Below are 24,679 nucleotides of genomic sequence, written 5' to 3'. Positions count from 1 at the left end.
TCGGATCAGGAGAGCAGGCGGCGCTCGATCAGATCGATCGCGCCGTACATGAGCAGCGCCACCGCCATCAGCGTCGCGATGCCGACCCAGACCGCGTTGAGGTCGTAGAGCACGCCGGCGTAGTAGATCATGTAGCCGAGACCCTCCTTGGAGGCGATGTACTCGCCGACGACGGCGCCAATCAGGGCGAAGCCGACATTGAGGCGGAAGGCCGCGACGATCCACGGCATCGCGCCGGGCACGATCACTGTGCGCCAGGTCTTCCACCTGGAGGCGCCGAGCGAGCGCAGCAGCTTGACGAGATCGGCATCGACCTCCTTGGCGCCCTGCAACGCGGTGATGACCGCGACGATGAAGGTGATGATCGCGGCGATCGCGATCTTCGAGGACAGCCCGATGCCGAACCAGACGATGATCAGCGGCGCCAGCGCGATCTTCGGCAGGCCGTTGAGCGCGACGAGATAGGGCCGCAGCACCGCGGCGCCGGTCGGGAACAGCCACAGCGAGAGTCCCGCCGCGCTGCCGAGCACGGTGCCGATTAGGAAGCCGGCGATGGCCTCCCAGGCGGTGAGCGCGGCATCGCGGACCAATTCGCCGCTGCCGATCAGCTTTCCCGCCTTGGCGATGATGCCGCTCGGCTGGCCGTAGAGATAGACGGCGATGAAGCCGAAGCGGATCGCGAGCTCCCACGCCGCGAGCAGCAGAGCCAGCAGCGCGATCTGGAGCAGCGCGATGCGAAGCGCCGGCGGCAACTTGAAGCGCATGCGACCGGTCACTGCGGCCTGGCCAGCGTCGAGCACGGCCACCTCACGCCCTCTTGTGCGCGATCGAGGCGATCTCGACGAGGCAGCCCGGCTTCACGAGGCCGCACTGGATGCAGTAGCGCGCCGGCTTCTCGCCCGGGAAGTATTCGGCATAGACCTTGTTGACCGCGGCATAGTTCGCCCAGTCGGTGATGAAGATCGAGTTGAAGGTGACGTCGGCAAGGCTCGAGCCTGCCGTCTCCAGCACGCGCTTGATGGTCTCGAGGATGTGCCGGGTCTGGCCGGCGGCATCGCCCTCATGCACGACGTCGTTGTTGGCATCGAAGGCCAGTGTGCCCGACACGTAGATGACGTTGTCGGCCATCATCCCCGGCGAGTACGGGGCGATGGGAGCCTGAGTCCCGGTCGGGATGATGGCGCGGTCGGTCATGGCGAGTCCTCTTCTGCGGGAACGGCTTCGGTCTGGGCAAAGGCGCGGCGGAAGTCGCTCGCGGACGAGACCCAGCCGAAGAAGGTCTCGATGTTGAAGATTGAGGCTTTCTGGATGTAGTCGGGGCCGGCCTGATGCGTCGCGTCCTCCAGCATCACACCGAAATATTCGAGGTGGAAGCCGTCCCGCAGCGTCGATTCCACGCAGACATTGGTGGCGATGCCGCAGAACACCAGGTTTCGGATGCCGCGAGCGCGCAAAATGCTGTCGAACTGGCTGTTGAAGAAGCCGCTATAGCGCGTCTTCGACACCACGATGTCGCCGGGCTTCGGCTGCAGATCGTCGACCAGCGCATAGTCCCAGCCGCCCTTGGCGAGCAGCTTGCCTTGCAGCTCTGGCCGCTTGCGCATCGTCTTCAGCGCATTCGACTTGTGCCAGTTCGGTGAGCCAGGCCCGCCGGCCTCGACATAGTCGGCATCCCAGCCGTTCTGGAAGAAGATCACGGGAACGCCGGCGCCGCGCGCAACGCTCACCACATCCTGGATCGCGGTGATCGCAGCCTTGGCGCCGGAGATGTCGAAGCCGGCGAGGTCGAGATAGCCGTTCGGTGAGGCGTAGGCGTTCTGCATGTCGACGACGACGACCGCGGTCTCGTCAACGGCAAGCCGGAGCGGCTCGGGCCGCGCCGGCAGCGTGACAAAGCGCCGCTCGCGCGCGGGGGAGGTGTTCACCGTCATGATGCGAGACCGAACTGTCTTGTGGCCTGCTCGGCGAAGCGATTGTCCACCATCTGCGCGTAGGGCAGGATCGACTGCACCGCGCCGCCGCCCTGCTCAAGCTGCATCGCGCGATCCCATTCGTCGACGGAGATGGTGGGATTGCGCGGGATCGCGGTCTTGGAGCCGAAAAAGTTTTTGGTGGCGCTGGCGACGACCGAGGGCGTCACCTTCGGGAAATATTTCTCCGCGACCTCGGTGAAGACAGCGTTGTTCTCGTGCATCAGCTTCTGCGCTTCGGCGATCGCATTGCAGAAGCCTTGAACCGCCGCGGGGTTGCTCGCGATCGTCTCTTCCGTCGCCATCGCGGTGGTGAAGCAGAGTGAACCCAGCGCATCGGCAAAGGACAGCACCGGCACGAGGCCGAACTGCTCGGCCGCAATGCTGACGTCCCATTCGAAGGCGGTGGCGATGTCGGCGCGGCCGTCCTTCACGGCGGCGGCCTGCGCGCCGGGCGGCAGTTCGAGGAAGGTGACGCCGGCCTCCTTCGGATCAAATTTACCGACGGTCTTGATCGCGTAGGTCGGCACCTGGATCGTGGAGGAGGGGAATTTCAGCGTGGCGATGGTCTTGCCGCGCAGATCGTCGATCGTCCTGATCTTGCTGTCGGGCTTGGCAATGCCCCACATCGACACGCCGCCGACGATCTTGGCGATGTTCTTGATCTTGCCGCCCTCGCGCACCGCGTTGACAGACATGCCCGGGCTGGTCACGCCGATCTGGCCGCGCCCGGAGAGCAGGATCGGCACCGGCAGCGCGATGCCGCCGGCGGTTGAGAGGTCGGCGTCGAGGCCATGCTTGGCGAACAGCCCCTTCTCCGCGGCTACATAAAGCGAGTTGTACATGCCGAGCCGCAGTGCCTCGGCGATCGCCACCTTGCCGCCGGCCGCGAAGCCCGGGGTGTTGAGGCCGGCCAGCGGCGCCGTCGCCGCGCCCAGCAGCGAATACTTCATGAGGTCGCGTCTGTTGATCACGTCACAGTCCCTTGACTTGTCAGAACCACGAGTTAGCTCGCCGACTGCCCATTTGCTGATCATCCCCGGTCTTCGCCCAAAATCCTTGCATTGGAGACTTTCATTAGCAATCCAGAATAGAGAGATATATTTATAAGCGATGCTGATAGATCAGCTCGACCTGAAACAGCTCCGCGCCTTTGTCCGCGTCGTCGAGACGGGCAGCTTCAGCGCGGCAGCGCGCGCGCTGGGGATGTCGCAATCCGCCGTCAGCCAGGCGGTGCGTCAGCTCGAGGAAAACCTGCGGGTGCGGCTGCTCGACCGCACCACGCGAAAGCTCCAGCTCAGCAAGGTCGGCGCGGATTTCATGCCGGGCATCCAGCGTTTGCTGGCCGATCTCGATCGCCAGCTCCAGGATCTGCGCGATTTGCGCGAGCATCGCCGCGGTCACGTCACGGTGGCCTGCGTGCCGTCGGTGGCGCTGCGGCTGATGCCGCGCGTGCTCGCCGCATTCCAGCGCGAGCATCCGATGGTCGCGGTGACGTTGAAGGAGATTTCGCGGCATCAGATCTTTGCGGCCCTGCGCGGCGGTGACGTCGATCTCGGCATCGCCAATGTCCCGGGTGACGATCCCGAGCTCGATGCCACGCGCCTGCTCGTCGACAGTTTCGCCTTGGTGATGCGCCGCGATCACCCGCTCGCCGCGCGCGAGGACGTGAGCTGGGCCGAGGCATCGAAAGCAGGACTCGTGGTGATGGCATCCGGCACTGGCATCCGTCTTGAGATCGAGCGCAATGTCCCCGAGCTCGGCCAGGGTACGCCGATCCACGAAGCCGAGCATCCGGCCACGCTGTTGGCGCTGGTTGAAGCCGGCGTCGGCGTCGCGCCGCTGCCGAGTCTCGCATGGCCAGAGGCTGATAATCCCGTGCTGACCTGGCGCAAACTGGTTAATCCCGTGATCGAGCGGGAGCTCTATCTGATCTGGCGCATCGGGCGCGACCTCTCGCCGGCCGCGCGCACGCTCCAGCGCGAGATCATTGCTGGCGCGCAGGCGATCCGCGATCGAACGGTTTCAGGTGAATGACGATCACGAACAACATCCATCATCCCATCCGTGTGGATGATCGCACGGCGAGCGGTTAAATCGAACTAACTCGGCCGATCTCTCGCTCTCAGCCGGAGCGGCGATTTCGGAGCAACGCGACTTTTGCCCACCGCTCTGAGCGCCATCGGGGCCCCGGTCGGCCCAGAGGGGCAGCATTAACGTGCCCATTGCTGAGGTAAGGCGAGCTGTAAATCAGCGAGGCTCGTCCTGAACGGAATCGGCAATCAAATGGGGTGGGATAGTATCGAGACCTCATAGCCGTCCACGCGGCCAAGATAGATTGGCTGGCTCGAACCGGCGAGCGTACCGCCCTTCTTGCCGCGGGCTGTGCGCGCTTGAAGCGCGCGGCCGACTTTACCTCGAACTGAGTCGGCGCGCGTCGTCTCGGCCGCAGCGACCAAAGCCGCGAAGCAATGCACGCCTTCGTAGCAAGATTGGCCAAAAGCGTTGGCGGGGGGCGGACTGTCGCCATGCAGCGTGTGATAGCGCTCGAGGAATGCGCCGTTGTTATGCGATCGAAGGCTGGAGAAATATGCTGACGAAATGTAGAGGTTTTCGGTTTCATGTTCGGCGAGCCCATAGATGATGGTCTCATCTACGGCGCAGGCAAAGCGATCCGCTCGCGACGTGAGCCCTGCGGCCGCGAACGCACGATTGAAATGGATCGCGTCGGATCCCAGGAAGAATGGGAGAACAACGTCGGATCGGGTGGAGGCGATACGGGACAGAATTTCATCATAATCGCGGCTGCCCAACGGCAGATACATTTCGCCCGTTATGGTCCCGCGCGCCTCCTGAATCATTGCTCGTGCGATCGCTATACTTCCACGTGGCCACATGTAATCGTTCCCGCAGAGAAAACAGCGCCGGTCACGGCGGCCGTTCTGGAACATCCGAAGCGCCGGTGCGAGAAGTTCACTGGATGTTTCGCCTGTTGTCACAACTCTCGCGTCGTCCTCGAACCCTTCAAACTGCGGGGTATAGATGAACGGCACTGTGCGGCCGATAGCGCGCGTCACTGGTCGGCGGCAATAGCTCGGGACCATGCCGACAATGCCGGCGATCCCTTCGAAGGCAACTGCATTGGCTGCTGCCTCAGCCGCCGTTTCGCCCGTTGGCCCGCTGTCGATCGTGGTGAGTTCGATGTGGTGACCGAGCACGCCTCCCGCCTGATTGAGCTCCGCGACTGCCAGTTGGGCGCAAGCAATCGCCGAGGGGGTCCAGATCGCAGTCGCCCCCGTTTCGGCTACGAGCAAACCAAGCTTGATCATGCAACCGACCCTCTCCTTTGCGTCCGCTTCCATCCTGCAGAATGGACCATCTGCAGTCGCTTACGGCAAAGCTCAGGATCAGATGCAAACCCCGTGCCGGTAGATGGCTCGATTTTGCTCCTGCAACCAGCCCCGATTCGGTAATTCGCGAAATTTATAGTCGTTAAGTTTGAAGATGCTGCTTCCTATTTTCGCAAGAAAACCTGGGTGAAGACGCGCCGAGCAAGTTCGGAAGAGACAAAATGCTGGTCGTGTCCGGTTTCAGAAATCTGTATGGCAAGCCAAACGTCCAGCCTTGGATCGATCAATTCGCACATGATGGGATTGGCCGTGCCAGTTGAGAAGATGCCGTGCACGTCCATTGCGCTCTTTTCCAGCGCCGCAAGCGACAAAGGTTTTGCCGGAGCGACCGTGTAGCGCGGGTTTTCGAGCCAGGCATTGGCCACACCGAAAACACACTCGCTGAATACGCACTCGCTGAGCTTGTCACCTATGACGAGCTTTGCGGCAGCTGCCGCACTCATCCTCCCGGAAACAGTCGATTCCAGCGTTGCCAGAAGGTTTGGGAGCGATTGCTCGGCGCTCGCTTTCCGTCCCAGGCCGAAATAGGCGATGCCAAACCATGACCTGTAGTGGACCTCGAATTTGAGTTCTTCAGATTCCTCAGCAGGTTGTTCAATGCGTGCGTCCGTGCGGTCGCTGGCCAGAATTCGCGCTTTGCTCCATTCTGCACCGTATGTCCATTGGGAATGGAAGGGCGTCTTTAGCGCGCTCAGGTCGACATCCTGCAAGCGGACTTCTAGGCGTGCTCCTGATTCGGAATTGTTCATGCTCTCTCTCGTTTAGCGGGATCGATGATAGAAATATCGACGATCGAGTGATGGACTCCGCACACTTTGAAGGAAGTAGTGAAGTCCTTGACCCCATTCATTCCATCCTGCGTATGAAGCTTTCCAGCATGGCTCTCAGCTGTTCGGCGTGCTCGTTGCCGTAGGCGTCTTCAGCCTTGGTCTCTTGCTCGTTGACCCGCGCGCTCTGGGCCGCAAGGCGCTCCGCTCCCTTCTCTGACAGGAAGAGGACGACCTTCCGGCGATCAGAAGGATCAGGAGCGCGGTAGACGAGCGCTTCCTGCACCATGCGATCGACAATTTTGGTGGTGGTCGGAGCGCTCAGGGCCAATTCATCGGCGATGGCGCGCATCGTCATTCCTCGGCGCTCCGACAGGGCCTTCATCAAACGCCACTCGTCGAGGGCGATGCCATCCGCATTTAGATGGCGAGCAAAATGCCTGCTTGCTTGGGACAGGAGATGAGACAAGTGCTCGTTTAGGGGGCGATCCGACATTTGAAATTTCAACTATTTGGAGCTCTTTCAGCTCTTTACATCGATCCTGAGCCGCATGGAAAGGATAAATCTCAGAAGACGGACCTCACTTGTGATTCAAAAAGCTCAATTGTCGCGGCCAGAAAAATAGTTGCTTTTTCAATCATTGTGATATTAACTTCATGGAACTACTAAACCGCGCCCACCCGGAGTCTCGTCCCATGAGTTTTACTCGTCGCTATTTCTTGCGCTCGACGGCCGCTGCCGCGTCTGCCACGGCTCTCGTTTCCCCGGTCTTCATCCGGAATGCCTTCGCGGCTGAGCCGATCCTTGTCGGATCGCTTCATGATCAGTCGGGGACGATGGCGGCCTCGGGCTCGCCAATGGTGGACAGTCTCAAGCTTGGAGTCGAGGAGGTGAATGCGGCTGGTGGTCTGCTCGGGCGTCCCCTGAAGCTCGTCCACTACGACACACAGTCGAACATCCAACTGTATTCGCAGTATGCCCAGCAGTTGTCCGTTCGGGACAAGGTTGCGGTAATCGTCGGGGGCATCACTTCGGCATCCCGTGAGGCCATCCGACCGACTTTCGATCGCTTTCGTACCCTCTATGTCTACAACACACTCTACGAAGGAGGTGTCTGCGATCGGAACATGTTCATCACTGGGACTACGCCGGCGCAGACGGTTGCGAAACTCGTGCCCTACGCGATGAGCAAGGGCGGCAAGAAAGTGTACATCATCGCGGCCGACTACAATTACGGGCAAATCACCGCCAAATGGATGCAGAAGTACGTCAAGGAAAATGGCGGCGAGACCTTATCCGTCGACTTCTTCCCCCTCGATGTCACTAATTTCGGCCCGACTATATCCAAGATCCAGGCCGCAAGACCGGACCTGATTCTCTCTGCACTCGTCGGCGGAAACCACGTTGCCTTCTACCGCCAATGGGCCGCGGCCGGAATGAAGGACCGCATTCAAATTGCCTCTACCACCTTCGGGCTGTTCAATGAACCCGCAACTCTTTCCGCGGCCGAAAGTGACGGCATTATTGGTACCTTCGGCTACTTCGAGGAACTGACCACCCCGGCCAGTACGGCGTACGTCGACAAGCTCAAGAAGCTCTCACCGGGCATTCCCTATATCAGCGAGCTGGCCGCAGCGACCTACGAGGGCTTCAACCTGTGGGTGGAGGGTGTCAAGAAGGCTAACACGATCGAGCGGTTGCCGGTGATCGAAGCGCTTGAGACCGGCATCGCGTTCGACGGTCCGAGCGGCAAGGTAGTGGTCGATCATAAAACGCACCACGTCTCACGCAACACGTATCTCGCAGTGGTGAAGGATCGCAAATGGATCGTCACCGAGACCTTTCCGGACGCGCAGCCACTCGACACCGCCGCTGTCTGCGATCTGGTGAAGAACCCGAACGACAATAAGCAATACGAAATCTCGCTTTGATGCCTTCTCGGATTTGACGCCGGTTCGCCGGCGTAGCCACTTCTCCTGCTTTCCTGGAACGATCCATGGATCTGGCAATCATCCTCGCGCTGGATGTCCTAAATGGCACTGCGTCACTGTTTCTGCTCTGTGTCGGCCTGGCCATCATCTTCGGCATGATGAAAATCATAAATCTCGCGCATGGCGAATTCGTCATGCTCGGTGCCTACGCAACGGTAATCGCGACCAATGCCGGCGTTGATATCTGGGTCTCAATGATCATCGTTGCTCCACTGTTTGTCGGCTTGGTCGGACTGCTTATCGAGCGCTGCTTGATCCGTTTTCTCTACGGGCGGCTCGTCGATTCAATGCTCGCAACATGGGGGCTGAGCCTGCTGTTGATAGGTCTTGTCACGACGATCTACGGCAACACGATGAACGGTGTGCCGACGCCGCTTGGCGGCTTCCAGGTCGGTGAGTACCGGTCGAGTTGGTACACCCTGTTCCTGGCAGGGATGGCAGTGTCCGTCATGGCGCTCGTCTATGCTCTGCTGCGATTGACCCGATTTGGGCTCATCGCCCGCGCGGTGATGCACAATCCGAACATGGCGGCGACGCTCGGCGTCAATCCCGACCGCGTGTATATGATTACGTTCGGCATCGGCGCCGGACTGACGGGACTGGCTGGGGGGCTGCTTGCGCCATTGTCGGGAATTACCCCGGTTATGGGAGCCGCTTTCATAGCGAAATGCTTCATAACAGTGGTGGGTGGCGGTGCCACGATCATCTCGGGAACGCTAACTGCTTCGGGATTGTTTGGCCTCATCAATCAGCTCGGTGCCTACCTCACGACCCCAGTGTACGGCGAGGTGATTCTGTTCCTGTCGGCGATCTTTCTGATCCGCATTCTGCCGCAAGGCATTTCCGGACGCTTTTTCAAAGGTATGTCGTAATGACCGATGCGCGAAATGCCGGCCTTCAGTCTATTCTGGTACTTGCAGCGGCGACAGGCGTCGCCCTGCTGCCTCGCCACCTCGACCTTTTCGCGCTGATGCAAGTAACGCTATTCGCGGCTATGAGTGTGCTCGCACTGAGCCTGGCCTTCATATGGGGATTCGGCGGCATCCTGTCATTTGGGCAAACTGCCTTCTTTGGACTTGGTGGCTACGTCTATGCAATAGCGACCATCAATTTTGGTGACTCGACGAACGCAATCCTGCTCGCGGTCGTTCTTCCGGCACTCTTTGCAGCAGCGCTCGGTTATTTCGTGTTCTACGGCAAAGTAAGTGACGTCTATCTCGGCGTCATTACACTTACCGTAACGCTCATTCTCTTCAACGTTGTCAATTCGACCGCAGGAGAGGTGTACAGGATCGGCATAGCGCGACTGGGAGGGTTCAATGGCATTCCCTCCGTGCCGATCTTCAATATGCCTTTCCATCCAGAAATTCCCCTCTCTCCCGAAGCTTCCTGGTGGATTACCGGAGGCACCCTCATCGCCCTTTATCTGCTGCTTAGGCTGATCCTGGTCAGCCGCTTCGGCCGCATTGCGGTCGCGGTACGTGAGAACGAGACTCGCGCCGCTCTTCTCGGTTACGATACGCGATTGGTCAAACTCGGCGTGTTTGTCATTGGCGGTGCGATTGCAGGTCTAGGCGGGGCGCTTTACGTCAATTGGGGTGCGTTTGTCGGGCCAACAATCTTCTCCCTCTCGCTATCAGCCGAAATCATCATTTGGATCACCGTCGGCGGACTTGGCACTCTGTTCGGCCCGATCGTAGGTTGCTTTGTGATCCAATTTCTCGTTGCGTCGATAGGATCACAGCAGACGTTCAACTCGAATCTCGTCCTCGGCGCAATTCTCGTCGCCTTCGTCCTTTTGTTACCGAAAGGTGTCGTACCGACCTTCCTCCTGTGTCTTGTGCAACTCCGTAAGGACCACCGGGCACGACCGAACACGACAGCGCCCAAAGAGCGCGCCATGCAGGTCAATTGACATGACTGAACCTGTCCCACTGCTGAAGACAGAAAAATTGACAATGAATTTCGGGGGCGTCATCGCCAATGACAGCATTGACTTCAACCTCGGCGAAATGGAACTGCGGTGCCTGATTGGTCCAAACGGAGCCGGCAAAAGCACCTTTTTCAAGATGCTGACCGGGCAAATCACACCGTCATCAGGAACGATCGCTTTTCGCGGCAGGTCGATTGCAGGCTTACCGAGCCACGAGATCGCTCGTGCCGGTCTAGGCATAAAGACGCAGGTGCCGAATGTATTCAACGGCCTCTCGGTGCGCGAAAACATCTGGCTGTCAGCACGCCGCAAGAACACGCCGCGTACGACAAAGCTCGTTGTAGACGAGATTCTGGAGAGAGTTCGTCTGACCGAAAGACAGTCTGCCATCGTTGGACAACTTTCGCACGGTCAACGCCAGTGGGTTGAGATCGGTACGGTGCTTGCCGGCGATCCTGAGCTACTTCTTCTCGACGAGCCGGCTGCGGGCATGACCGACGAAGAGACGGAGCGCACTGCTGAGATCATTCGGGAGATCAATGAAGCGCGCGCAATCATCGTGGTCGAGCACGATATGGAGTTCATCAAAATGATTGCGCGCACAGTCACTGTCTTTCATCAGGGGCGGATCATAATGGAGGGCACCCTCAAGAACGTCTTGGCTGATCCCCGTGTACGCGACGTGTATCTCGGCAAGAAGGTGGTCGTCTAATGATGAACGTTCTCGAGGTTCAAGGATTGCGTGCAAACTACGGTCCTGTGCCGATCCTGACCGGAATCGAATTCGACGTCGGGGAAGGCGAATATCTCGGCATCCTCGGGCACAACGGCATGGGAAAGACGACACTACTGAAGGCCCTCATGGGATATCTGCCAGCGATGAACGGTGCAGTACGATTCCTCGGCAGTGACGTCACCAGACTTCCCATTCACGCACGTGCGCGCTTGGGCCTTGGTCTGGTCCCGCAGGGGCGCGAGATATTCGCAACCCTGACGGTGCGTGAGAACCTTAGGATGGGGCTCGCTGCCGCCCGAAAAGAAGATTCCCGTATCATCGACGACTTGCTTACAGATTTTCCGAGGCTTGTCCGTCTGCTGAACCGGCCTGGCGGAGCACTTTCGGGAGGGGAGCAGCAGCTGTTAGCGCTTGCAAGATGTCTCTGCGCGAATCCGAAGCTGATTCTGCTCGACGAACCTACTGAGGGGATTCAGCCGTCGATCATCGAGGAAATCATCGAGACGTTGCTCGCGCTGAGGAAGCGCCGATCCCTTTCGATGATTGTTGTCGAGCAGAATCTTGAGTTCATTGCTTCGCTCTCGGATCGCGTGCTCAGCATTCAAAAAGGTCGCATCACGGGCGAGGTAAGCCGTGAGGATCTGCTTGCCGGCCGCGTCGGCCTTGCCGTGCCCTAGACTGGCTAACCGGAGTCCCTGCGGCATTTCCATATTTGCGGGAAATGCACGCCAGAGCACCATTCTCTCAAGTCCGCTTTAGATAGCCCACTGCCTGGAGTATTTCGTGATCCATAAACTCGAAGATAGCGAGCGTCGCATCGCGCAGCTCGAAGACATCGAAGCCGTTCGACAACTCAAGTGTGAATATGCGCGCAGTCTGGATGCAATGATCAACGAGAACGGCCCTGCTCAAGCAGTCCTTAATACCTTCTATGAGGATGCGACTTGGGAGTCGCTGCATTTCGGAGTGTACCGGGGATACGTTCAGCTGTCGGAGTTTTTGGCGTCATACAAGACCAAGATCTCGTTTTCGCTCAACTTCATGATGAACCAGATTATCGAGATCTCGCCCGATGGGAGCAGCGCTACTGGTCGGTGGACCACCTGGGCCCCGCTGACAGTCGAAGGCAAGCCGATGCTGATGGCTGGTCTTTACAAGGATGCATACGTGAAGCGCAATACGCGATGGTTAACGTCTCGCGCTGAGTTCACGGTGAAGTTCGTTTCCGATTATCGGATCGGGTGGGCGGAAGAACGAATCTCAAAGTCGTGGACGTGGCCCCAACAGTCTTGTGAGGACGGCAATGTTGCTTGAGGCGCGCATCACACGGTTAGAGGATATTGAACGTCTTCGTGAGAGGGTCGTCGAGTTCTTCGAGCTTTGTGATACCGGCGGTTCGACCGGCGAGGCTTACAATCCGAAAGCGCTCGCTTCGCTATTCCTCCCTAACGGTTGCTTTGAGAGCGGCGAGCTCAGGTGCATGGGAAGGCCTTCTATGGAGGCACTGTTCGCGGATTTGGCGCAGACCTTCTGCCTTCACTATGCAGGCAATTATGTATTCGACGTGCGCCCCGGAAGTGATGCTGCTTACGGTCACTGGAGCGCATGGGAAACTCCTGTTCTGTCAGGCAAGGCCGTTTGGGGCTGCTTCGTTCACCGGCACTCTTATCGGAAGCGGGATGGTGAGTGGTATTGGCTAAATTGGGATCAGACGATCAAGTTCTTTGTTCCTGTATCTGACAGCTGGGAGCAGGCCGATCGGATCGTGGAGCAGCGCCTCTCACACGGGGCCTAGTTGTGAGCTGGCAGCTCCGAACGTCGATCAGGACAGCGGCCGCGGGCGCGGCGCCATCTCCGAGTCGAGGATAAGTCGACCATCGAGTCGGCCATCCAACCGCTTCACGTATTCTGACGCTTCCTCCATATGCGCTTTCATGAGCGCGCGCACGCGCTCGCTGTCGCGCGCGCGGGCGGCCTTGGCGATCTCGGTGTGAATCCTGACGTTGGCACATCCGAATCGCGTGTGCTCTTCCGGAGGCGTTTGGGTGCTGAAGACAACCAGCCGGCGAAGCATCTCGTTGATCAGCTCGCATGCGAAGCGCAGGAAGGGATTGGGGTTTGCTGCAGCCAGGATGTCGTGAAAGTCGAGATCCGCTTGGCGTTGACGAACCAGAAGGGACGGCTCCTGCGAGGTCGGCTGGCACGTTTCGATGTTGTGCTCCAGCGCGTCGAGCTGCTCGTTTGACAGAAACGGCACCGAGCCGGCAGCCAATTCCGGCTCCAGCAGGCGCCGCGCCGCATAGATGTCCTCCATGCTGACTTCTTTGAAGAACAGGTAGTTCTGCAGCAGCTGAAAGGTGCGCTCGAGCGGGACCTCCATGATCGTCGCTCCGCCGGTCGGGCCGGTGCTGATGGTGATCAGTCCCTGCACCTCAAGGGACTTGAGCGCCTCGCGTATCGTGCTCTTGCTGACCGAAAACAGCCGCTGGAGCTCCTTCTCCATGGGAAGCTTGTCGCCCGGACGAAGGTTCTTCTGCGTGATCAGCTGCTTGATCTCTTCGGTAACGAGGTCGGCTCGCTTTTGGATTTTCAGCCGGCTCCCCGGCCGCGGCGATTTTTCCAGTTCGACCGTCATTCCGAATTCTCCAAGTCCACCAATAGGTTCCACGGTCGGCTCCGGGACGACTTAGGCGGGGGCCCAAGGAAGAACCGACTCGTCGGTTGACACTTCTCCCATAATAGGCATATTCATGCAAATCCGGTTTATCATGATAAATAGAATAGATCGGCCGAATGAGAGGGAGCAAGCATGGCAATCGGGCAGAACATCCCCGAAATTTGGGCGGCCATTCACACGCCCTTCGACGCCTCCGGTTCCATCGACGAGGCCGGAGTCCGCCGGAATGTCCGCCACTACATCGCAACCGGATTGGCGGGCGTGTTCTGCAATGGGTTGATCGGCGAAGTCTGGTCCCTCACGCTGCAGGAGAGAAAGCGTGTCATCGAGGTCATTGCGGACGAGGCGAGGGGGCGCCTTGGGATTTCCGTGGTGATCTCGGGTCCCTCGGTGGAAGAAACCATCGATCTCGGCGAGCATGCGCGTCGGCTTGGCGTCAGCCATGCTGTGCTCATGGTCCCAACCTCCGGGCCGCGGTCGCCTACGCAGCAATTCGCGTATCTGCACGACATCTGTGTCCGCTTGGAGATGCCGATCGTCATCTTCAACGCGCGAACCGCCGCGGGCAGCCCGCTGGATCCCGGCGTTTTCACGCAGCTCTGCTCGCTACCCAACCTGAAGCTCCTGAAGACGACAGGCAATGCAGCCGAGAACGCGGCGCTCCGCCTGGCTGCGCGAAACGGCGTGCTGGTGTCAGACCCGCTGGAAGAGAACTTCTTCGCCAACATGCAGGCCGAGGGTCAGTCGATCCTCTATGCCGACCCCGAGCCCTACCTCTATCAACGCGGCGAGTTTCGCCCGATCGCGGGATACGTCGCTCTGTTGGCGGCCGGACGGACGGAAGAAGCAGCACGCATCTGCGCTTCACTCGCGCCGCAACGGGCCATCTTCAACAAGTGGATCATGGACCCGCTGAAGCGCGGTCACATGCCGAACGCGGCGGTCAAGCATTGGTGCGATCTGATCGGCCTTGCTGGTGGCGCCGTGCGCTCGCCCGTCACGCCGCTGTCCGCTGCTGAAAGACGAGAGCTGGAAGCCGATCTCATCGCATGTGGGGCGCCCGGCCTGCTGTCTGCTGCCGAACGAATTTCGTCGTGACTTGCTGATCGCAATCTTCAACGGAGGGGAACATGACATTGAAGCCTGTCGACCGTCGCTCGGTGCTCCAGATGCTGGCCGCTGCCGGTTCCGCACCATTCGTTCTCAAGAGTACCGTTGCCCATGCGGAGACGCCACTCACCGTCGGAGTTCTCTACTCCGGCTCCAAGCAGGATTACGGCTTCAACCAGTCCCACGCGCAGGCCGCCGCGGCCCTGAAGAAGCTGCCCGGCATCAAGGTGATCGAGGAGGAGCGCGTTCCGGAAACGATCGCGGCCCAGCGCAGCATGGAAGGAATGATCCGTCAGGATGGCGCTCAACTCATCCTGGCGACGTCCTTTGGCTATTTCAAGCCGCACGTTCTAGAGATGGCGGCCAAGTATCCGGATGTCACCTTCGCTCACACCGGCGGCGTGTGGACGGCGGGCATGCCCGAGAACATCGGCACGTTCTACGCCTACATCTTCGAGGCGCAGTACACTTCGGGAATCATCGCTGGCCACATGACGAAGAGCAAGAAGCTCGGCCTCGTCGCTGCAAAGCCGACGCCCAATCTTCTGCGCAGCATAAACGCGTTTGCAATCGGCGCGCGATCAGTCGATCCGGCGATTCAGGTGCAGGTCATCTTCACGGGCGACTGGGTTCTTCCAGTCCGCGAAGCGGAGGCGACGAACACGCTGGTCGACCAGGGGGCCGACGTCATCGCCGCCCAGGTCGACAGCCCGAAAGTCGTGGTCGAGACGGCGGAGAAGCGCGGGGTCATGTCATGCGGCTACCATTCGAGTCAGGCCGAGGTGGCTCCTAACGGCTATCTCACCGGAGCCGAGTGGAACTGGATCACACCCTATCTTGTCTATGCCGGCAGCGTCCGTGGCGGCAAGAAGCCGGAGCACTATCTCCGTGCAGGGCTTGGTGATCATTTCGTAAAGAACAGTCCTTTTGGAAAACTCGTTACGCCTGAGGCGCGCGCAGCGGCCGAGACGGCACGGGCAGACCTCATGGGCGGCACGCGCGTGATCTACAGCGGCCCGCTCAAGGACAATAAGGGCAACGTCGTCATCCCTGCTGGCGTCATGCAGAGCAGCAACGACCGGGCGCTCGACGGCATCAATTATCTCGTCGAAGGCATCATCGGCCAAGTCTAGGAGGCGCTCTTGTCTTCGATCTCCGGAATCGAACCCGTGCCTCCGAAGCCGCTGGTAACCGCAGCTCAACTGAGTGTGGCCCTGCCTGTCCTGGCGGTGCTGCTCGCCTCCGCCATCTTTGCGGCGTTCGTGGCCTTGTACGGACAGAACCCCGCCACGGTGTTCGGTCTGATCGTCCAGGGCGGCTTCGGTAGCAGCTTCGCCTGGCAGGATACCTTGTCGCGCGCCGCTCCTTTGGTCCTCGTGGGCCTCGCCGTTGCGATCCCTGCGCAAGCGGGGCTGGTGATCATCGGCGGCGAGGGGGCCTTGGTGCTCGGCGGGCTCGCGGGTGCCGTTGTGACGCTGCCGTTCGCGGGAGCGCACGCGTTTCCCATGCAATGCCTGATGTTGCTGGCCGGCGCCTTGATCGGAGGGCTCTGGTTCGGTCTGGCGGGTGTTCTCCGCCAATATCGCGGCGTCAACGAAACGATCTCGAGCCTGCTGCTGTCCTACATCGGTATCGCCGTCTTCCACCACCTGACCGAAGGCATGTTGCGCGATCCGGCAAGTCTCGACAAGCCGTCGACCCACCCTATCGATCCCTCCTACATGCTGCCGACGCTGCCAGGTGTGGGCGTTCACGCCGGCCTTGCCGTCAGTCTATTGCTGGCGATCGCCGTACATGTCGTGCTCCGCTACACCCGCTGGGGGTTTGCGCTGCGAGTGGTTGGCGGAAGTGCCCGGGTCGCGAGGATGATCGGTCTTGCCGTGAATCGCTGGATCATCGGAGCCTCGGTCGTGGCAGGCGGCATGGCGGGCATTGCCGGCGCGATCGAGGTGGCGGCAGTGCAGGGGACGGCCAACTCCTCGCTCATCGTCGGCTATGGCTATAGCGGAATCCTCGTCGCCTTCCTGGCGCGGCACCAGCCGCTTGCGATTGTCGCCGTCGCGCTGTTGATTGGCGGCATGCAGGCGAGCGCCAGTTTGCTGCAACGGCGTCTTGGACTTCCAGATGCGACAATGCTGGTGTTTCAGGGCCTGATCTTCGTCTGCGTCCTCGTCGCGGATGCAATTGCGCAACAACTCCGAGAAACGACGCGGAGGTAAGGCATGGACGGTACATCAATCGGCTGGCTAGCGCTGCCGCTCGCGATCCTGGGTGGCGCCATCCGGGTGTCGACACCCTTCATTTTCGTCAGCATCGGCGAGCTGATTACCGAGAAATCGGGCCGTATCAATCTAGGGCTCGAAGGCACGCTGATGCTCGGTGCCATGGCGGGATACGGGATCTCCTACCTCTCCGGCTCGCCCTGGCTAGGCGTGCTTTCCGCGGGACTCGCCGGCATGGCCTTCGGCCTTCTGCATGGCCTGCTGTGCAGTGTGAAGCGCGTCAATGACACCGCGATCGGCATCAGCTTGATCGTGCTGGGTACGGGCCTCGCGTTTTTCCTGGGCAAACCCTTGATCGAGCCCAAGGCGCCGCCGCTTCCCTCGATCGCACTCGGATTCTGGTCGAGCGTACCGCAGGTGCGAGCTGCGCTGGACGTTAACGCGCTGTTCTTCGTCGGAATTGCATTGGCTTTCGCGGTCTACGTCTTCCTGAACAGGACGGGCTGGGGGTTGATGCTGCGCACGGTCGGCGATAGCGAGGATGCGGCACGAGCGCTTGGCTTTCCCGTATTGCGGGTGCGCATCATCGCCACCATGGCGGGCGGCTTTCTCGCCGGCATCGGCGGCAGCTTTCTGTCACTTTCATATCCGGGGAGCTGGAGCGAAGGCCTGTCGAGTGGCCAAGGCATCATGGCGGTCGCGCTCGTCATCTTTGCGCGCTGGCGTTCGGTCAATGCTCTCGGCGCATCGCTGCTGTTCGGCGGGGCGGGCGCTCTCGGTCCTGCGCTCCAGGGCATTGGCGTGACCGGCTACTATTACCTGTTCAACGCGGCTCCCTACATTCTGACCCTTGCAATCATGGTGGCCTCGACGTCGCGGGCTGCTCCATTCGCCGATGCGCCGGGCGAGCTCAAGCTCCACCGGTGAGAAGCGCCATGACGAGAATTCATCCTCGGAGGGACGTCCGATGAGCGTACCGCAAGTCGAGCTCAGGAACATGACGAAGCGTTTCGGGGCGAATCTCGCTTTGAACAACGTGTCGCTGCTGATCCGCTCGGGCACCGTCCACGCGCTGCTGGGGGAGAACGGCGCCGGCAAGAGCACGTTGGTCAAATGCCTGGTGGGTTTTTACCGTCCGGACGAGGGGCACATCCAGGTGGATGGGCGCGAGCAGCGACTGAACTCGCCGAAGGATGCCGATGCGCTCGGCATCGGCATGGTGTACCAGCATTTTACTCTCGTGCCGTCGATGACGGTGGCGCAGAATCTCGTCGTCAGCGGTGCGAGATTGCCGGCCTATATCGACTGGCAAAGCGAGCTGAGGCGGCTGACCGAAGTCACCAGGAAGCTCCCTTTTCACGTGCCACTCGACGTGCGCGTCTCGCAGCTCTCTGCCGGCGAGAAGCAGAAGGCCGAAATCGTCAAGCAGCTCTATCTCGGGCGCAAGCTCCTCATCTTGGACGAACCGACGTCGGTGCTCACGCCGGCAGAAGCCGACGAAGTGCTCGGCCATGTTCGCAGCCTGACACGGACGGGCGAACTCAGCGCGATCCTGATCAGCCACAAGTTTCATGAAGTGCGCCGATTTGCCGACGACGTGACGGTGTTGCGTAGAGGTGCGTCGGTGCGAACTGGGGCCGTTGCTGATTTGACGGACGATGCTCTGGCGGAAGCTATGATCGGAGAGCCCGTCAGCAAGATGGTGCCGCATGCGCCGAGATTACCTCCAAAGCCCAACGTTATCCTTTCCATCAGGAACCTCTGCGCGAACGGGGACAATGGTCTTCCGGCCGTGAAGGATCTCTCGCTTGAGGTGCGAGCAGGCGAGATCGTCGGGATTGCCGGAGTATCCGGAAATGGACAGTTGGAGTTGGTCGAGGCCATGATGGGGCAGCGGGATCGCAACGGTACGATTGCCGTCTCCGGCTCGTCCTTCAACGGTACACGAAGGGAAATCGCCCGCCTGGGCGTCTATGGCTTGCCGCAAGAGCCCCTCAAGAACGCCTGCATCGATCGCATGTCGCTGGCCGAGAATCTCGCCCTGCGCAATTTCGATCGGGCGCCGCTCTGCCGCGGTATCGCAATGAACTACGGGGCACTCGTGGAGCAGGCCGAGAGGCTGGTGGCGCAATTCCGTGTCAAGGCGCCTGGCCTGACCGCAAGCATGAGCGCGCTATCCGGTGGCAACGTGCAACGCGCCGTTTTGGCGCGAGAGCTCACCCAGGATGTTTGCTTGCTGGTCGCATCCAATCCGACGTTCGGCCTTGATTTCGTTGCGTGCGAAGAAACGTATCGTCGGATCCTCGATGCACGAAACGGCGGGGCCGCAGTGCTGCTCATCTCGGAGGATCTCGACGAGTTGCTCGGCTTGGTCGATAGGATCCTCGTCATGAGCGCGGGTCGCATCGTCCATGAGGTGCCAGCCGAGAGCGCCGACAAGCGCGTGATCGGCAAATACATGGCGGGAATGAAAGCGGCCTGACTCGAGGCACTTGTCTGGTCAAAATTAATAAGGAGACGCTTGTGGTCACGCAGATCAATCATTTCATCAATGGCAGGCAGGTCCCGGGTGGCAATGAACGCAGTTTGCCCGTCTTCAACCCGGCAACGGGCGAGCAGACGGGCCGTGTTGTGGCCGCCAACGGGGCCGTGGTGGCGGACGCGGTGTTTGCCGCAAACAGGGCGGCGCAGGGTTGGGCCGACACGACGCCTTTACGGCGTGCACGCATCCTCAATCGCTTTCTACGAATTCTCGAGGATCGCGCAAGTCAGCTTGCCGACGTGATCGTCTCCGAGCACGGCAAGGTTCACTCCGACGCTCTCGGGGAAGTTCAGCGCGGAATGGAGGTGGTCGAGTTTGCCACGGCCGCTCCGCAACTCCTCAAGGGCGAACTCACCGAGAATGTCGGTACCCGCGTCGATAGCTATTCTACGCGCCAGCCGCTCGGTGTTGTCGCCGGAATCACGCCCTTCAATTTCCCGGTCATGGTTCCGATGTGGATGTTCCCGGTCGCTCTGGCCTGCGGAAATGCCTTCATTCTGAAGCCATCTGAGCGCGACCCATCGGCGTCGCTCATCATGGCGGAGTGGCTCAAGGAAGCCGGTCTGCCGGACGGTGTGTTCAACGTGGTGCAAGGCGACAAGGAAGCTGTCGATGCGCTGCTGCATCACCCGGATATTTCGGCGATCAGCTTCGTGGGCTCCACACCGATTGCGCAATACATCTATTCGACGGCCGCGAACAACGGGAAGCGCTGCCAGGCGCTCGGTGGCGCCAAGAACCACATGATCGTGATGCCCGATGCCGACATGGATCAGGCGGTCGATGCTTTGATGGGGGCCGCCTACGGTTCCGCCGGCGAACGCTGCATGGCGATCTCGGTTGCTGTGCCGGTCGGCGAGGGGACCGCGGACAGGCTGATATCCGCGCTCGAACCCAAGGTTCGAGGCCTGAAGGTCGGGCCGGGTACCGACCGCGAAGCGGAGATGGGTCCCCTCGTCACGAAACAGCACCTGGAGAAGGTCCGGAGCTACATCGATGCCGGCGTCGCCGAGGGCGCAAAGTTGCTGGTCGACGGACGCAAGTTCAGGATGCAGGGCTACGAGAATGGTTTCTTCGTGGGCGGAACGCTGTTCGACCATGTCAAGCCGAACATGAAGATCTACAAGGAAGAGATCTTCGGACCTGTGCTGTCAGTCGTTCGAGCGCCGGACTACGCGACAGCCGCACGCATGATCAATGAACACGAATTCGGCAATGGCACCGCTATCTTCACTCGTGATGGCGACGCTGCGCGTGAATTCGCCCATCAGATAAAGGTCGGAATGGTCGGCATCAACGTTCCGATTCCGGTACCGATGGCCTTTCACTCCTTCGGTGGATGGAAAGCATCGATCTTCGGCGACCATCACATGCACGGCCCGGAAGGCGTTCGCTTCAACACCCGAATGAAGACGGTCACCAGCCGCTGGCCAACCGGAATACGAGCCGGTGCCGAATTCGTCATGCCGACAATGTCGTAAAAGAACTGGGATCAAGTTTTTGGATACCCCTTCCTCCCTGACTGCGAGGGCCTCTCAGGCCCTCGCTTCTTTTTTGACAGAGCTGCGGCTCACTGCGAAGAGCGGACATCGAGTTGCGCCACGACCCAATCTGCAAAAGCCCGTACCGCTGATCTTTGCCGGCCGGCGCGCGGGTAGATCAGGCGGTGACCGACGTATCGAATATCGTTGGCGCGTCCTGCCAGCGGCGCAACTAATCGTCCGCTCGCCAGTTCACGTTCAGCGAGCAGCGTCGATTCCAGCGCTACTCCCAAACTCTCCGCGGCTGTCGCGATCGCGAGAAAGCTGCGATCGAATCTCATGCCGTGGAGCGCGGGGGCTTCCAACCCGTTGGCGGTGAACCATTGGTGCCATTGAACCTGCTTCACGTCGGAGCGGATCAGCGTCTGATCGAGGAGATCGGCAGGCTTTCTTATCGATTTTGCGAGAGCAGGGGAGCAGAGCGGGGTGACTGTCTCCTCCGGGAGAGGAATAATTTCGACACCCTCAGCACGCGGCGGACCATAGACAATGTCGATATCAAAGTCATCATTGCTGAAGCGGGCGTAGTCCGTGCTCGCAGCCAGCCGAACCTCGAGCTTTGGATAAGCCGCGAGAAACTGTGCCAGCCGTGGTGCCAGCCATTGCGCGGCAAAGCTGGGTGCGGAGTGAACGCGCACCAATTGCGGTCCGCGCGCGGCAACTTCCTCTAGGCCACGGCGGAGCTGATCGAATGCCGCTCCCGTGTGGCGCATCAGATTTTCGCCGGCTGGCGTGAGCCGCACCGATCGCGCGCTGCGCTCGAACAGAACGGTCCGAAGCGTGTCCTCCAGTTTGCGAATGGCATGACTGACCGCACTCGGTGTCAGGTGAAGCTCATTCGCCGCATCGCGAAAAGATCCGGTGCGGGCGGCGGCTTCAAAGGCGCGAATTGCCGATATCGGGACGTTTGATAGCATTCCATAAGTGAACCAGATTCATCCATCCGTGACAACTGTGCGTTTGTCTGTTGCCCGTCCGCGGTGCATTCCTAGGCTTGCCAAGGAAAAACAATTTGCGGGAGGAATTGATGCTGCTCAGCGGTAAGACGGCCATCATTTCGGGCGCGGCATCGCCGCGTGGCATCGGGCTTGCCACGGCACGGCGGTTCGTTGCCGAGGGCGCTCGAGTCGCCGTTCTCGACATTGACGCGAGCGCGGCGGCGGACGCCGCGGCTTCGCTTGGCACGTCCCACATTGGGCTGCGATGTGACGTCGCCGACAAATCATCCTGCGAGCAGGCCGTCGCTCGCGCGATCGAATCCTTCGGAAGCATCGATATTCTCGTCAACAACGCAGGCATCACCCAGCCAGTGAAGTTCCTAGAAATCTCGCCGGCCGATTGGGATCGCATTCAGGACGTCAATCTGAAGGGCATTCTGTTCCTCTCCCAGGCGGTGATCCCACATATGCGCTCACGAAAATCCGGATCAATCGCCTGCATGTCTTCGGTCTCGGCCCAGCGTGGCGGCGGAATATTTGGAGGCCCGCATTATTCGGCCGCCAAGGCGGGTGTGCTTGGTCTCGCCAAGGCGATGGCCCGTGAATTCGGCCCGGACGGCATCCGCGTCAATTGCGTGACACCCGGCCTGATCGGCACCGATATCACCGCGGGCAAGCTGACCGACGACATGAGGGCGAAGATCCTGGAGGGCATTCCGCTCAATCGTCTCGGCACGGCAGACGACGTCGCCGGCATCTACACCTTCCTGGCCTCGGATCTCTCCGCCTACGTGACGGGTGCCGTGATCGACGTCAACGGCGGCATGCTGATCCACTGAGCTAGGAAGACAAGGTCCAGATCGATGGAAACGCTGACCAACACGCCGAAACTGGCGGATCGCGCCTACAATATTCGCCGCAATGCGCTGCGCATGGGCGAGGTCCAGGGCCAGGGCTATATCGCACAGGCGCTGGACATCTCCGACGTCCTTGCGGTGGCCTATTTTCACGCGATGCGCTACCGGCCGGAAGATCCGTCCTGGGAGGAACGCGACCGCTTCCTGCTCTCGAATGGACACTACGCCATCGCGCTCTACGCGGCCTTGATCGAGGCGGGGATCGTCCCCGAGGAGGAACTCGAAACCTATGGCAGCGACGAGAGCCGCCTGCCAATGTCGGGCATGGCCTCCTACACGCCGGGAATGGAAATGTCGGGCGGCTCGCTAGGGCTTGGGCTCAGCATCGCCGTCGGAATGGGGCTGGGGCTGAAGCGCAAGAAATCCGAGGCGCGGGTATACACGTTATTCTCGGATGGCGAGCTCGACGAGGGCTCGGTCTGGGAGGCCATCCAGTCGGCCGGCCATTACAAACTCGACAATCTGATCGGCATCGTCGACGTCAACAATCAGCAGGCGGATGGTCCTTCGACGCAGGTCATGGCGTTCGAGCCGCTGGTCGAGAAGCTTCAGGCCTTCGGCTGGTTTGTGCAGCGCATCGACGGCAACGATCTCGATGCCGTGCTTACGGCGTTTGACGCCGCCAAGTCCCATCCCGAGCCCAAGCCACGGATGATCGTCGCCGACACGCTGATGGGTAAGGGTGTTCCTTTCCTGGAGCAGCGCGAGAAGAACCATTTCCTCCGCGTCGAGCAGCACGAATGGCAGCTCGCGCTGGCCGCGCTGGAAGCTGGGAGGCAGGCATGAAGACCGTTAGATCAGCACCCCAGCCGGGCAAACCGCGCCTGACCACCTCGGCCATGATCGCCTCGATCGCGGCGGAGGGGCAGAAGACGAAACCGGCACCGTTCGGACATGCGCTCGTCGAGCTTGCACGTAGCCGCCCTGACGTTGTCGGCATGACGGCCGATCTCGGCAAATACACCGACCTGCACATCTTCGCGAAGGAATTCCCGGACCGCTATTACCAGATGGGCATGGCCGAGCAGCTTCTGTTCGGCGCCGCTTCGGGCCTCGCCGCGGAAGGCTTCATGCCGTTCGCGACCACCTACGCCGTGTTCGCCTCACGGCGCGCCTACGACTTCATTCACCAGACCATCGCGGAGGAAGACCGCAACGTAAAGATCGTCTGCGCACTGCCCGGCCTGACTTCGGGCTATGGCCCGAGCCATCAGGCCGCGGAGGATCTCGCGCTGTTTCGTGCGATGCCGAACATGACGGTCATCGATCCCTGCGATGCTCATGAAATCGAGCAGCTGGTGCCCGCAATCGCAGCGCATCATGGGCCAGTTTACATGCGCCTGTTGCGTGGTCAGGTGCCCGTCGTGCTGGACGAATATGACTACAAGTTCGAGCTCGGCAAGGCCAAGCTGATCCGTGACGGGAAGGACGTGCTGATCATCTCATCCGGCATCATGACCATGCGTGCGCTTGAGGCTGTGCAAGTTCTTAAAAACGATGGCGTCGATGCTGCAGTGCTCCACGTTCCGACCATCAAGCCGCTCGATGCCGAGACGATACTGCGCGAAGCCGGCAAGTCAGGCCGCCTGGTCATCGTTGCCGAAAACCACACGACGATTGGCGGTCTCGGCGAGGCGGTCGCCGCACTCCTGATGCGTTCAGGCGTCCATCCGCCTTTCCGCCAGATTGCGTTGCCGGACAAATTTCTTGACGCCGGCGCACTACCGACGCTGCACGACCGCTACGGCATTTCCACCGCCGAGGTCGCAAGGCAGATCAAGCAGTGGCTTTAGCGCACCGGCACTGAGCGCCAGCCAGGCCAAATACGAGTGAAGTGTTCCGCCCGCTGCAAGTTGCGGCGGGCGAGGGATGGCTGTTGCCCGAATGCAGCCAGCGAAGAGTCGGGACGGATGAACAGCGCAGG

General features: G+C 60.4%; 26 protein-coding genes. 17 read left to right on the top strand and 9 right to left on the bottom strand.

From position 1 onward, the window contains the following. Window positions 1-5: 5 nt before the first annotated feature. From HZZ16_RS20450 to HZZ16_RS20435, 4 genes are read right to left on the bottom strand one after another with little or no spacing between them, the layout of a single operon-like run. A complete protein-coding gene (locus tag HZZ16_RS20450) occupies window positions 6-806 on the bottom strand; it encodes an ABC transporter permease (protein WP_197951041.1) in 801 nt (266 codons plus the stop codon). Between the two features lies 1 nt (window position 807). Next, window positions 808-1,194 carry a pyrimidine utilization protein C gene (gene rutC / locus HZZ16_RS20445; RefSeq protein ID WP_197951038.1) on the bottom strand — a complete coding sequence of 129 codons (387 nt, stop codon included), beginning with the start codon at window positions 1,192-1,194 and terminating at the stop codon, window positions 808-810. Beyond that, window positions 1,191-1,931, bottom strand: coding sequence for a pyrimidine utilization protein B (gene rutB, locus HZZ16_RS20440; RefSeq protein ID WP_197951036.1), 741 nt, complete (start codon window positions 1,929-1,931; stop codon window positions 1,191-1,193). Before rutB ends, rutC begins: the two co-directional genes overlap by 4 nt. After that, on the bottom strand, window positions 1,928-2,944 hold the full coding sequence (locus HZZ16_RS20435) for an ABC transporter substrate-binding protein (RefSeq protein WP_197951034.1): 1,017 nt from the start codon (window positions 2,942-2,944) through the stop codon (window positions 1,928-1,930). The genes rutB and HZZ16_RS20435 overlap by 4 nt, the downstream gene beginning before the upstream one ends. A 139-nt stretch (window positions 2,945-3,083) precedes the next feature. Between HZZ16_RS20435 and HZZ16_RS20430 the strand changes: the two genes are divergently transcribed. Beyond that, window positions 3,084-4,007 carry a LysR family transcriptional regulator gene (locus tag HZZ16_RS20430; protein ID WP_197951032.1) on the top strand — a complete coding sequence of 308 codons (924 nt, stop codon included), beginning with the start codon at window positions 3,084-3,086 and terminating at the stop codon, window positions 4,005-4,007. A 245-nt stretch (window positions 4,008-4,252) separates the two neighbouring features. Here HZZ16_RS20430 and HZZ16_RS20425 read toward each other — a convergent pair whose 3' ends face one another. From HZZ16_RS20425 to HZZ16_RS20415, 3 genes are all read right to left on the bottom strand, one after another. Next, window positions 4,253-5,299, bottom strand: coding sequence for a substrate-binding domain-containing protein (locus HZZ16_RS20425; RefSeq protein WP_197951030.1), 1,047 nt, complete (start codon window positions 5,297-5,299; stop codon window positions 4,253-4,255). A gap of 185 nt (window positions 5,300-5,484) precedes the next feature. Continuing rightward, window positions 5,485-6,129: a hypothetical protein gene (locus tag HZZ16_RS20420; protein ID WP_197951028.1), complete on the bottom strand. Its 645-nt coding sequence runs from the start codon at window positions 6,127-6,129 to the stop codon at window positions 5,485-5,487. A 97-nt stretch (window positions 6,130-6,226) separates the two neighbouring features. Further along, a complete protein-coding gene (locus tag HZZ16_RS20415) occupies window positions 6,227-6,643 on the bottom strand; it encodes a MarR family winged helix-turn-helix transcriptional regulator (RefSeq protein ID WP_197951026.1) in 417 nt (138 codons plus the stop codon). Window positions 6,644-6,843: 200 nt separating this feature from the next. Between HZZ16_RS20415 and HZZ16_RS20410 the strand changes: the two genes are divergently transcribed. From HZZ16_RS20410 to HZZ16_RS20380, 7 genes are all read left to right on the top strand, one after another. Then, window positions 6,844-8,079: an urea ABC transporter substrate-binding protein gene (locus tag HZZ16_RS20410; RefSeq protein WP_197951024.1), complete on the top strand. Its 1,236-nt coding sequence runs from the start codon at window positions 6,844-6,846 to the stop codon at window positions 8,077-8,079. A gap of 65 nt (window positions 8,080-8,144) precedes the next feature. Next, window positions 8,145-9,011, top strand: a complete 867-nt coding sequence (locus tag HZZ16_RS20405) for a branched-chain amino acid ABC transporter permease (protein WP_197951022.1) — start codon at window positions 8,145-8,147, stop codon at window positions 9,009-9,011. Then, window positions 9,011-10,054: an ABC transporter permease subunit gene (locus HZZ16_RS20400; RefSeq protein WP_197951020.1), complete on the top strand. Its 1,044-nt coding sequence runs from the start codon at window positions 9,011-9,013 to the stop codon at window positions 10,052-10,054. Before HZZ16_RS20405 ends, HZZ16_RS20400 begins: the two co-directional genes overlap by 1 nt. A 1-nt stretch (window position 10,055) precedes the next feature. Further along, the gene (locus HZZ16_RS20395; protein ID WP_197951018.1) at window positions 10,056-10,784 is read left to right on the top strand and encodes an ATP-binding cassette domain-containing protein; all 729 of its coding nucleotides are present in this window, start codon (window positions 10,056-10,058) and stop codon (window positions 10,782-10,784) included. Further along, a complete protein-coding gene (locus HZZ16_RS20390; RefSeq protein ID WP_197951016.1) occupies window positions 10,784-11,485 on the top strand; it encodes an ABC transporter ATP-binding protein in 702 nt (233 codons plus the stop codon). Before HZZ16_RS20395 ends, HZZ16_RS20390 begins: the two co-directional genes overlap by 1 nt. A 106-nt stretch (window positions 11,486-11,591) precedes the next feature. Next, window positions 11,592-12,122, top strand: a complete 531-nt coding sequence (locus tag HZZ16_RS20385; protein WP_197951014.1) for a nuclear transport factor 2 family protein — start codon at window positions 11,592-11,594, stop codon at window positions 12,120-12,122. Continuing rightward, window positions 12,112-12,603, top strand: coding sequence for a nuclear transport factor 2 family protein (locus HZZ16_RS20380; RefSeq protein ID WP_197951012.1), 492 nt, complete (start codon window positions 12,112-12,114; stop codon window positions 12,601-12,603). Before HZZ16_RS20385 ends, HZZ16_RS20380 begins: the two co-directional genes overlap by 11 nt. A 27-nt stretch (window positions 12,604-12,630) precedes the next feature. Here HZZ16_RS20380 and HZZ16_RS20375 read toward each other — a convergent pair whose 3' ends face one another. Continuing rightward, on the bottom strand, window positions 12,631-13,443 hold the full coding sequence (locus tag HZZ16_RS20375) for a FadR/GntR family transcriptional regulator (RefSeq protein ID WP_197951010.1): 813 nt from the start codon (window positions 13,441-13,443) through the stop codon (window positions 12,631-12,633). A 174-nt stretch (window positions 13,444-13,617) separates the two neighbouring features. Between HZZ16_RS20375 and HZZ16_RS20370 the strand changes: the two genes are divergently transcribed. Genes HZZ16_RS20370 through HZZ16_RS20345 form a run of 6 tightly spaced genes read left to right on the top strand, consistent with a single transcriptional unit; the run spans window position 13,618 to window position 20,840 of the window. Further along, entirely contained in the window at window positions 13,618-14,583 is a 966-nt protein-coding gene (locus HZZ16_RS20370) for a dihydrodipicolinate synthase family protein (protein WP_197951008.1), read from the top strand. A gap of 32 nt (window positions 14,584-14,615) precedes the next feature. After that, entirely contained in the window at window positions 14,616-15,728 is a 1,113-nt protein-coding gene (locus HZZ16_RS20365; RefSeq protein ID WP_197951006.1) for a BMP family ABC transporter substrate-binding protein, read from the top strand. 9 nt (window positions 15,729-15,737) lie between these two features. Then, window positions 15,738-16,814 carry an ABC transporter permease gene (locus HZZ16_RS20360; RefSeq protein WP_197951004.1) on the top strand — a complete coding sequence of 359 codons (1,077 nt, stop codon included), beginning with the start codon at window positions 15,738-15,740 and terminating at the stop codon, window positions 16,812-16,814. Window positions 16,815-16,817: 3 nt separating this feature from the next. Further along, complete coding sequence (locus tag HZZ16_RS20355; protein WP_197951002.1) at window positions 16,818-17,744, top strand: ABC transporter permease; 927 nt, start codon at window positions 16,818-16,820, stop codon at window positions 17,742-17,744. A 40-nt stretch (window positions 17,745-17,784) separates the two neighbouring features. Beyond that, window positions 17,785-19,299 carry an ABC transporter ATP-binding protein gene (locus tag HZZ16_RS20350; RefSeq protein WP_197951000.1) on the top strand — a complete coding sequence of 505 codons (1,515 nt, stop codon included), beginning with the start codon at window positions 17,785-17,787 and terminating at the stop codon, window positions 19,297-19,299. Between the two features lie 41 nt (window positions 19,300-19,340). After that, a complete protein-coding gene (locus HZZ16_RS20345) occupies window positions 19,341-20,840 on the top strand; it encodes a CoA-acylating methylmalonate-semialdehyde dehydrogenase (RefSeq protein ID WP_197950998.1) in 1,500 nt (499 codons plus the stop codon). 89 nt (window positions 20,841-20,929) lie between these two features. Here HZZ16_RS20345 and HZZ16_RS20340 read toward each other — a convergent pair whose 3' ends face one another. Continuing rightward, window positions 20,930-21,817, bottom strand: a complete 888-nt coding sequence (locus HZZ16_RS20340; RefSeq protein WP_197950996.1) for a LysR substrate-binding domain-containing protein — start codon at window positions 21,815-21,817, stop codon at window positions 20,930-20,932. A 110-nt stretch (window positions 21,818-21,927) separates the two neighbouring features. Between HZZ16_RS20340 and HZZ16_RS20335 the strand changes: the two genes are divergently transcribed. Genes HZZ16_RS20335 through HZZ16_RS20325 form a run of 3 tightly spaced genes read left to right on the top strand, consistent with a single transcriptional unit; the run spans window position 21,928 to window position 24,548 of the window. After that, window positions 21,928-22,677, top strand: coding sequence for an SDR family NAD(P)-dependent oxidoreductase (locus tag HZZ16_RS20335; RefSeq protein ID WP_197950994.1), 750 nt, complete (start codon window positions 21,928-21,930; stop codon window positions 22,675-22,677). A 24-nt stretch (window positions 22,678-22,701) separates the two neighbouring features. Next, window positions 22,702-23,541 (top strand): transketolase, encoded by an 840-nt coding sequence (locus tag HZZ16_RS20330; RefSeq protein WP_197950992.1) that lies wholly within the window; start codon window positions 22,702-22,704, stop codon window positions 23,539-23,541. After that, window positions 23,538-24,548, top strand: a complete 1,011-nt coding sequence (locus HZZ16_RS20325; RefSeq protein WP_197950990.1) for a transketolase family protein — start codon at window positions 23,538-23,540, stop codon at window positions 24,546-24,548. The genes HZZ16_RS20330 and HZZ16_RS20325 overlap by 4 nt, the downstream gene beginning before the upstream one ends. The last annotated feature ends 131 nt before the right edge of the window (window positions 24,549-24,679 follow it).

Origin of the sequence: Bradyrhizobium glycinis (genome assembly GCF_016031655.1) — a bacterium.
Classification (GTDB): Bacteria; Pseudomonadota; Alphaproteobacteria; order Rhizobiales; family Xanthobacteraceae; genus Bradyrhizobium; species Bradyrhizobium glycinis.
The sequence above is the reverse complement of the archived record's forward strand: the minus strand, read 5'-3'. Positions and strand labels throughout refer to the sequence as shown.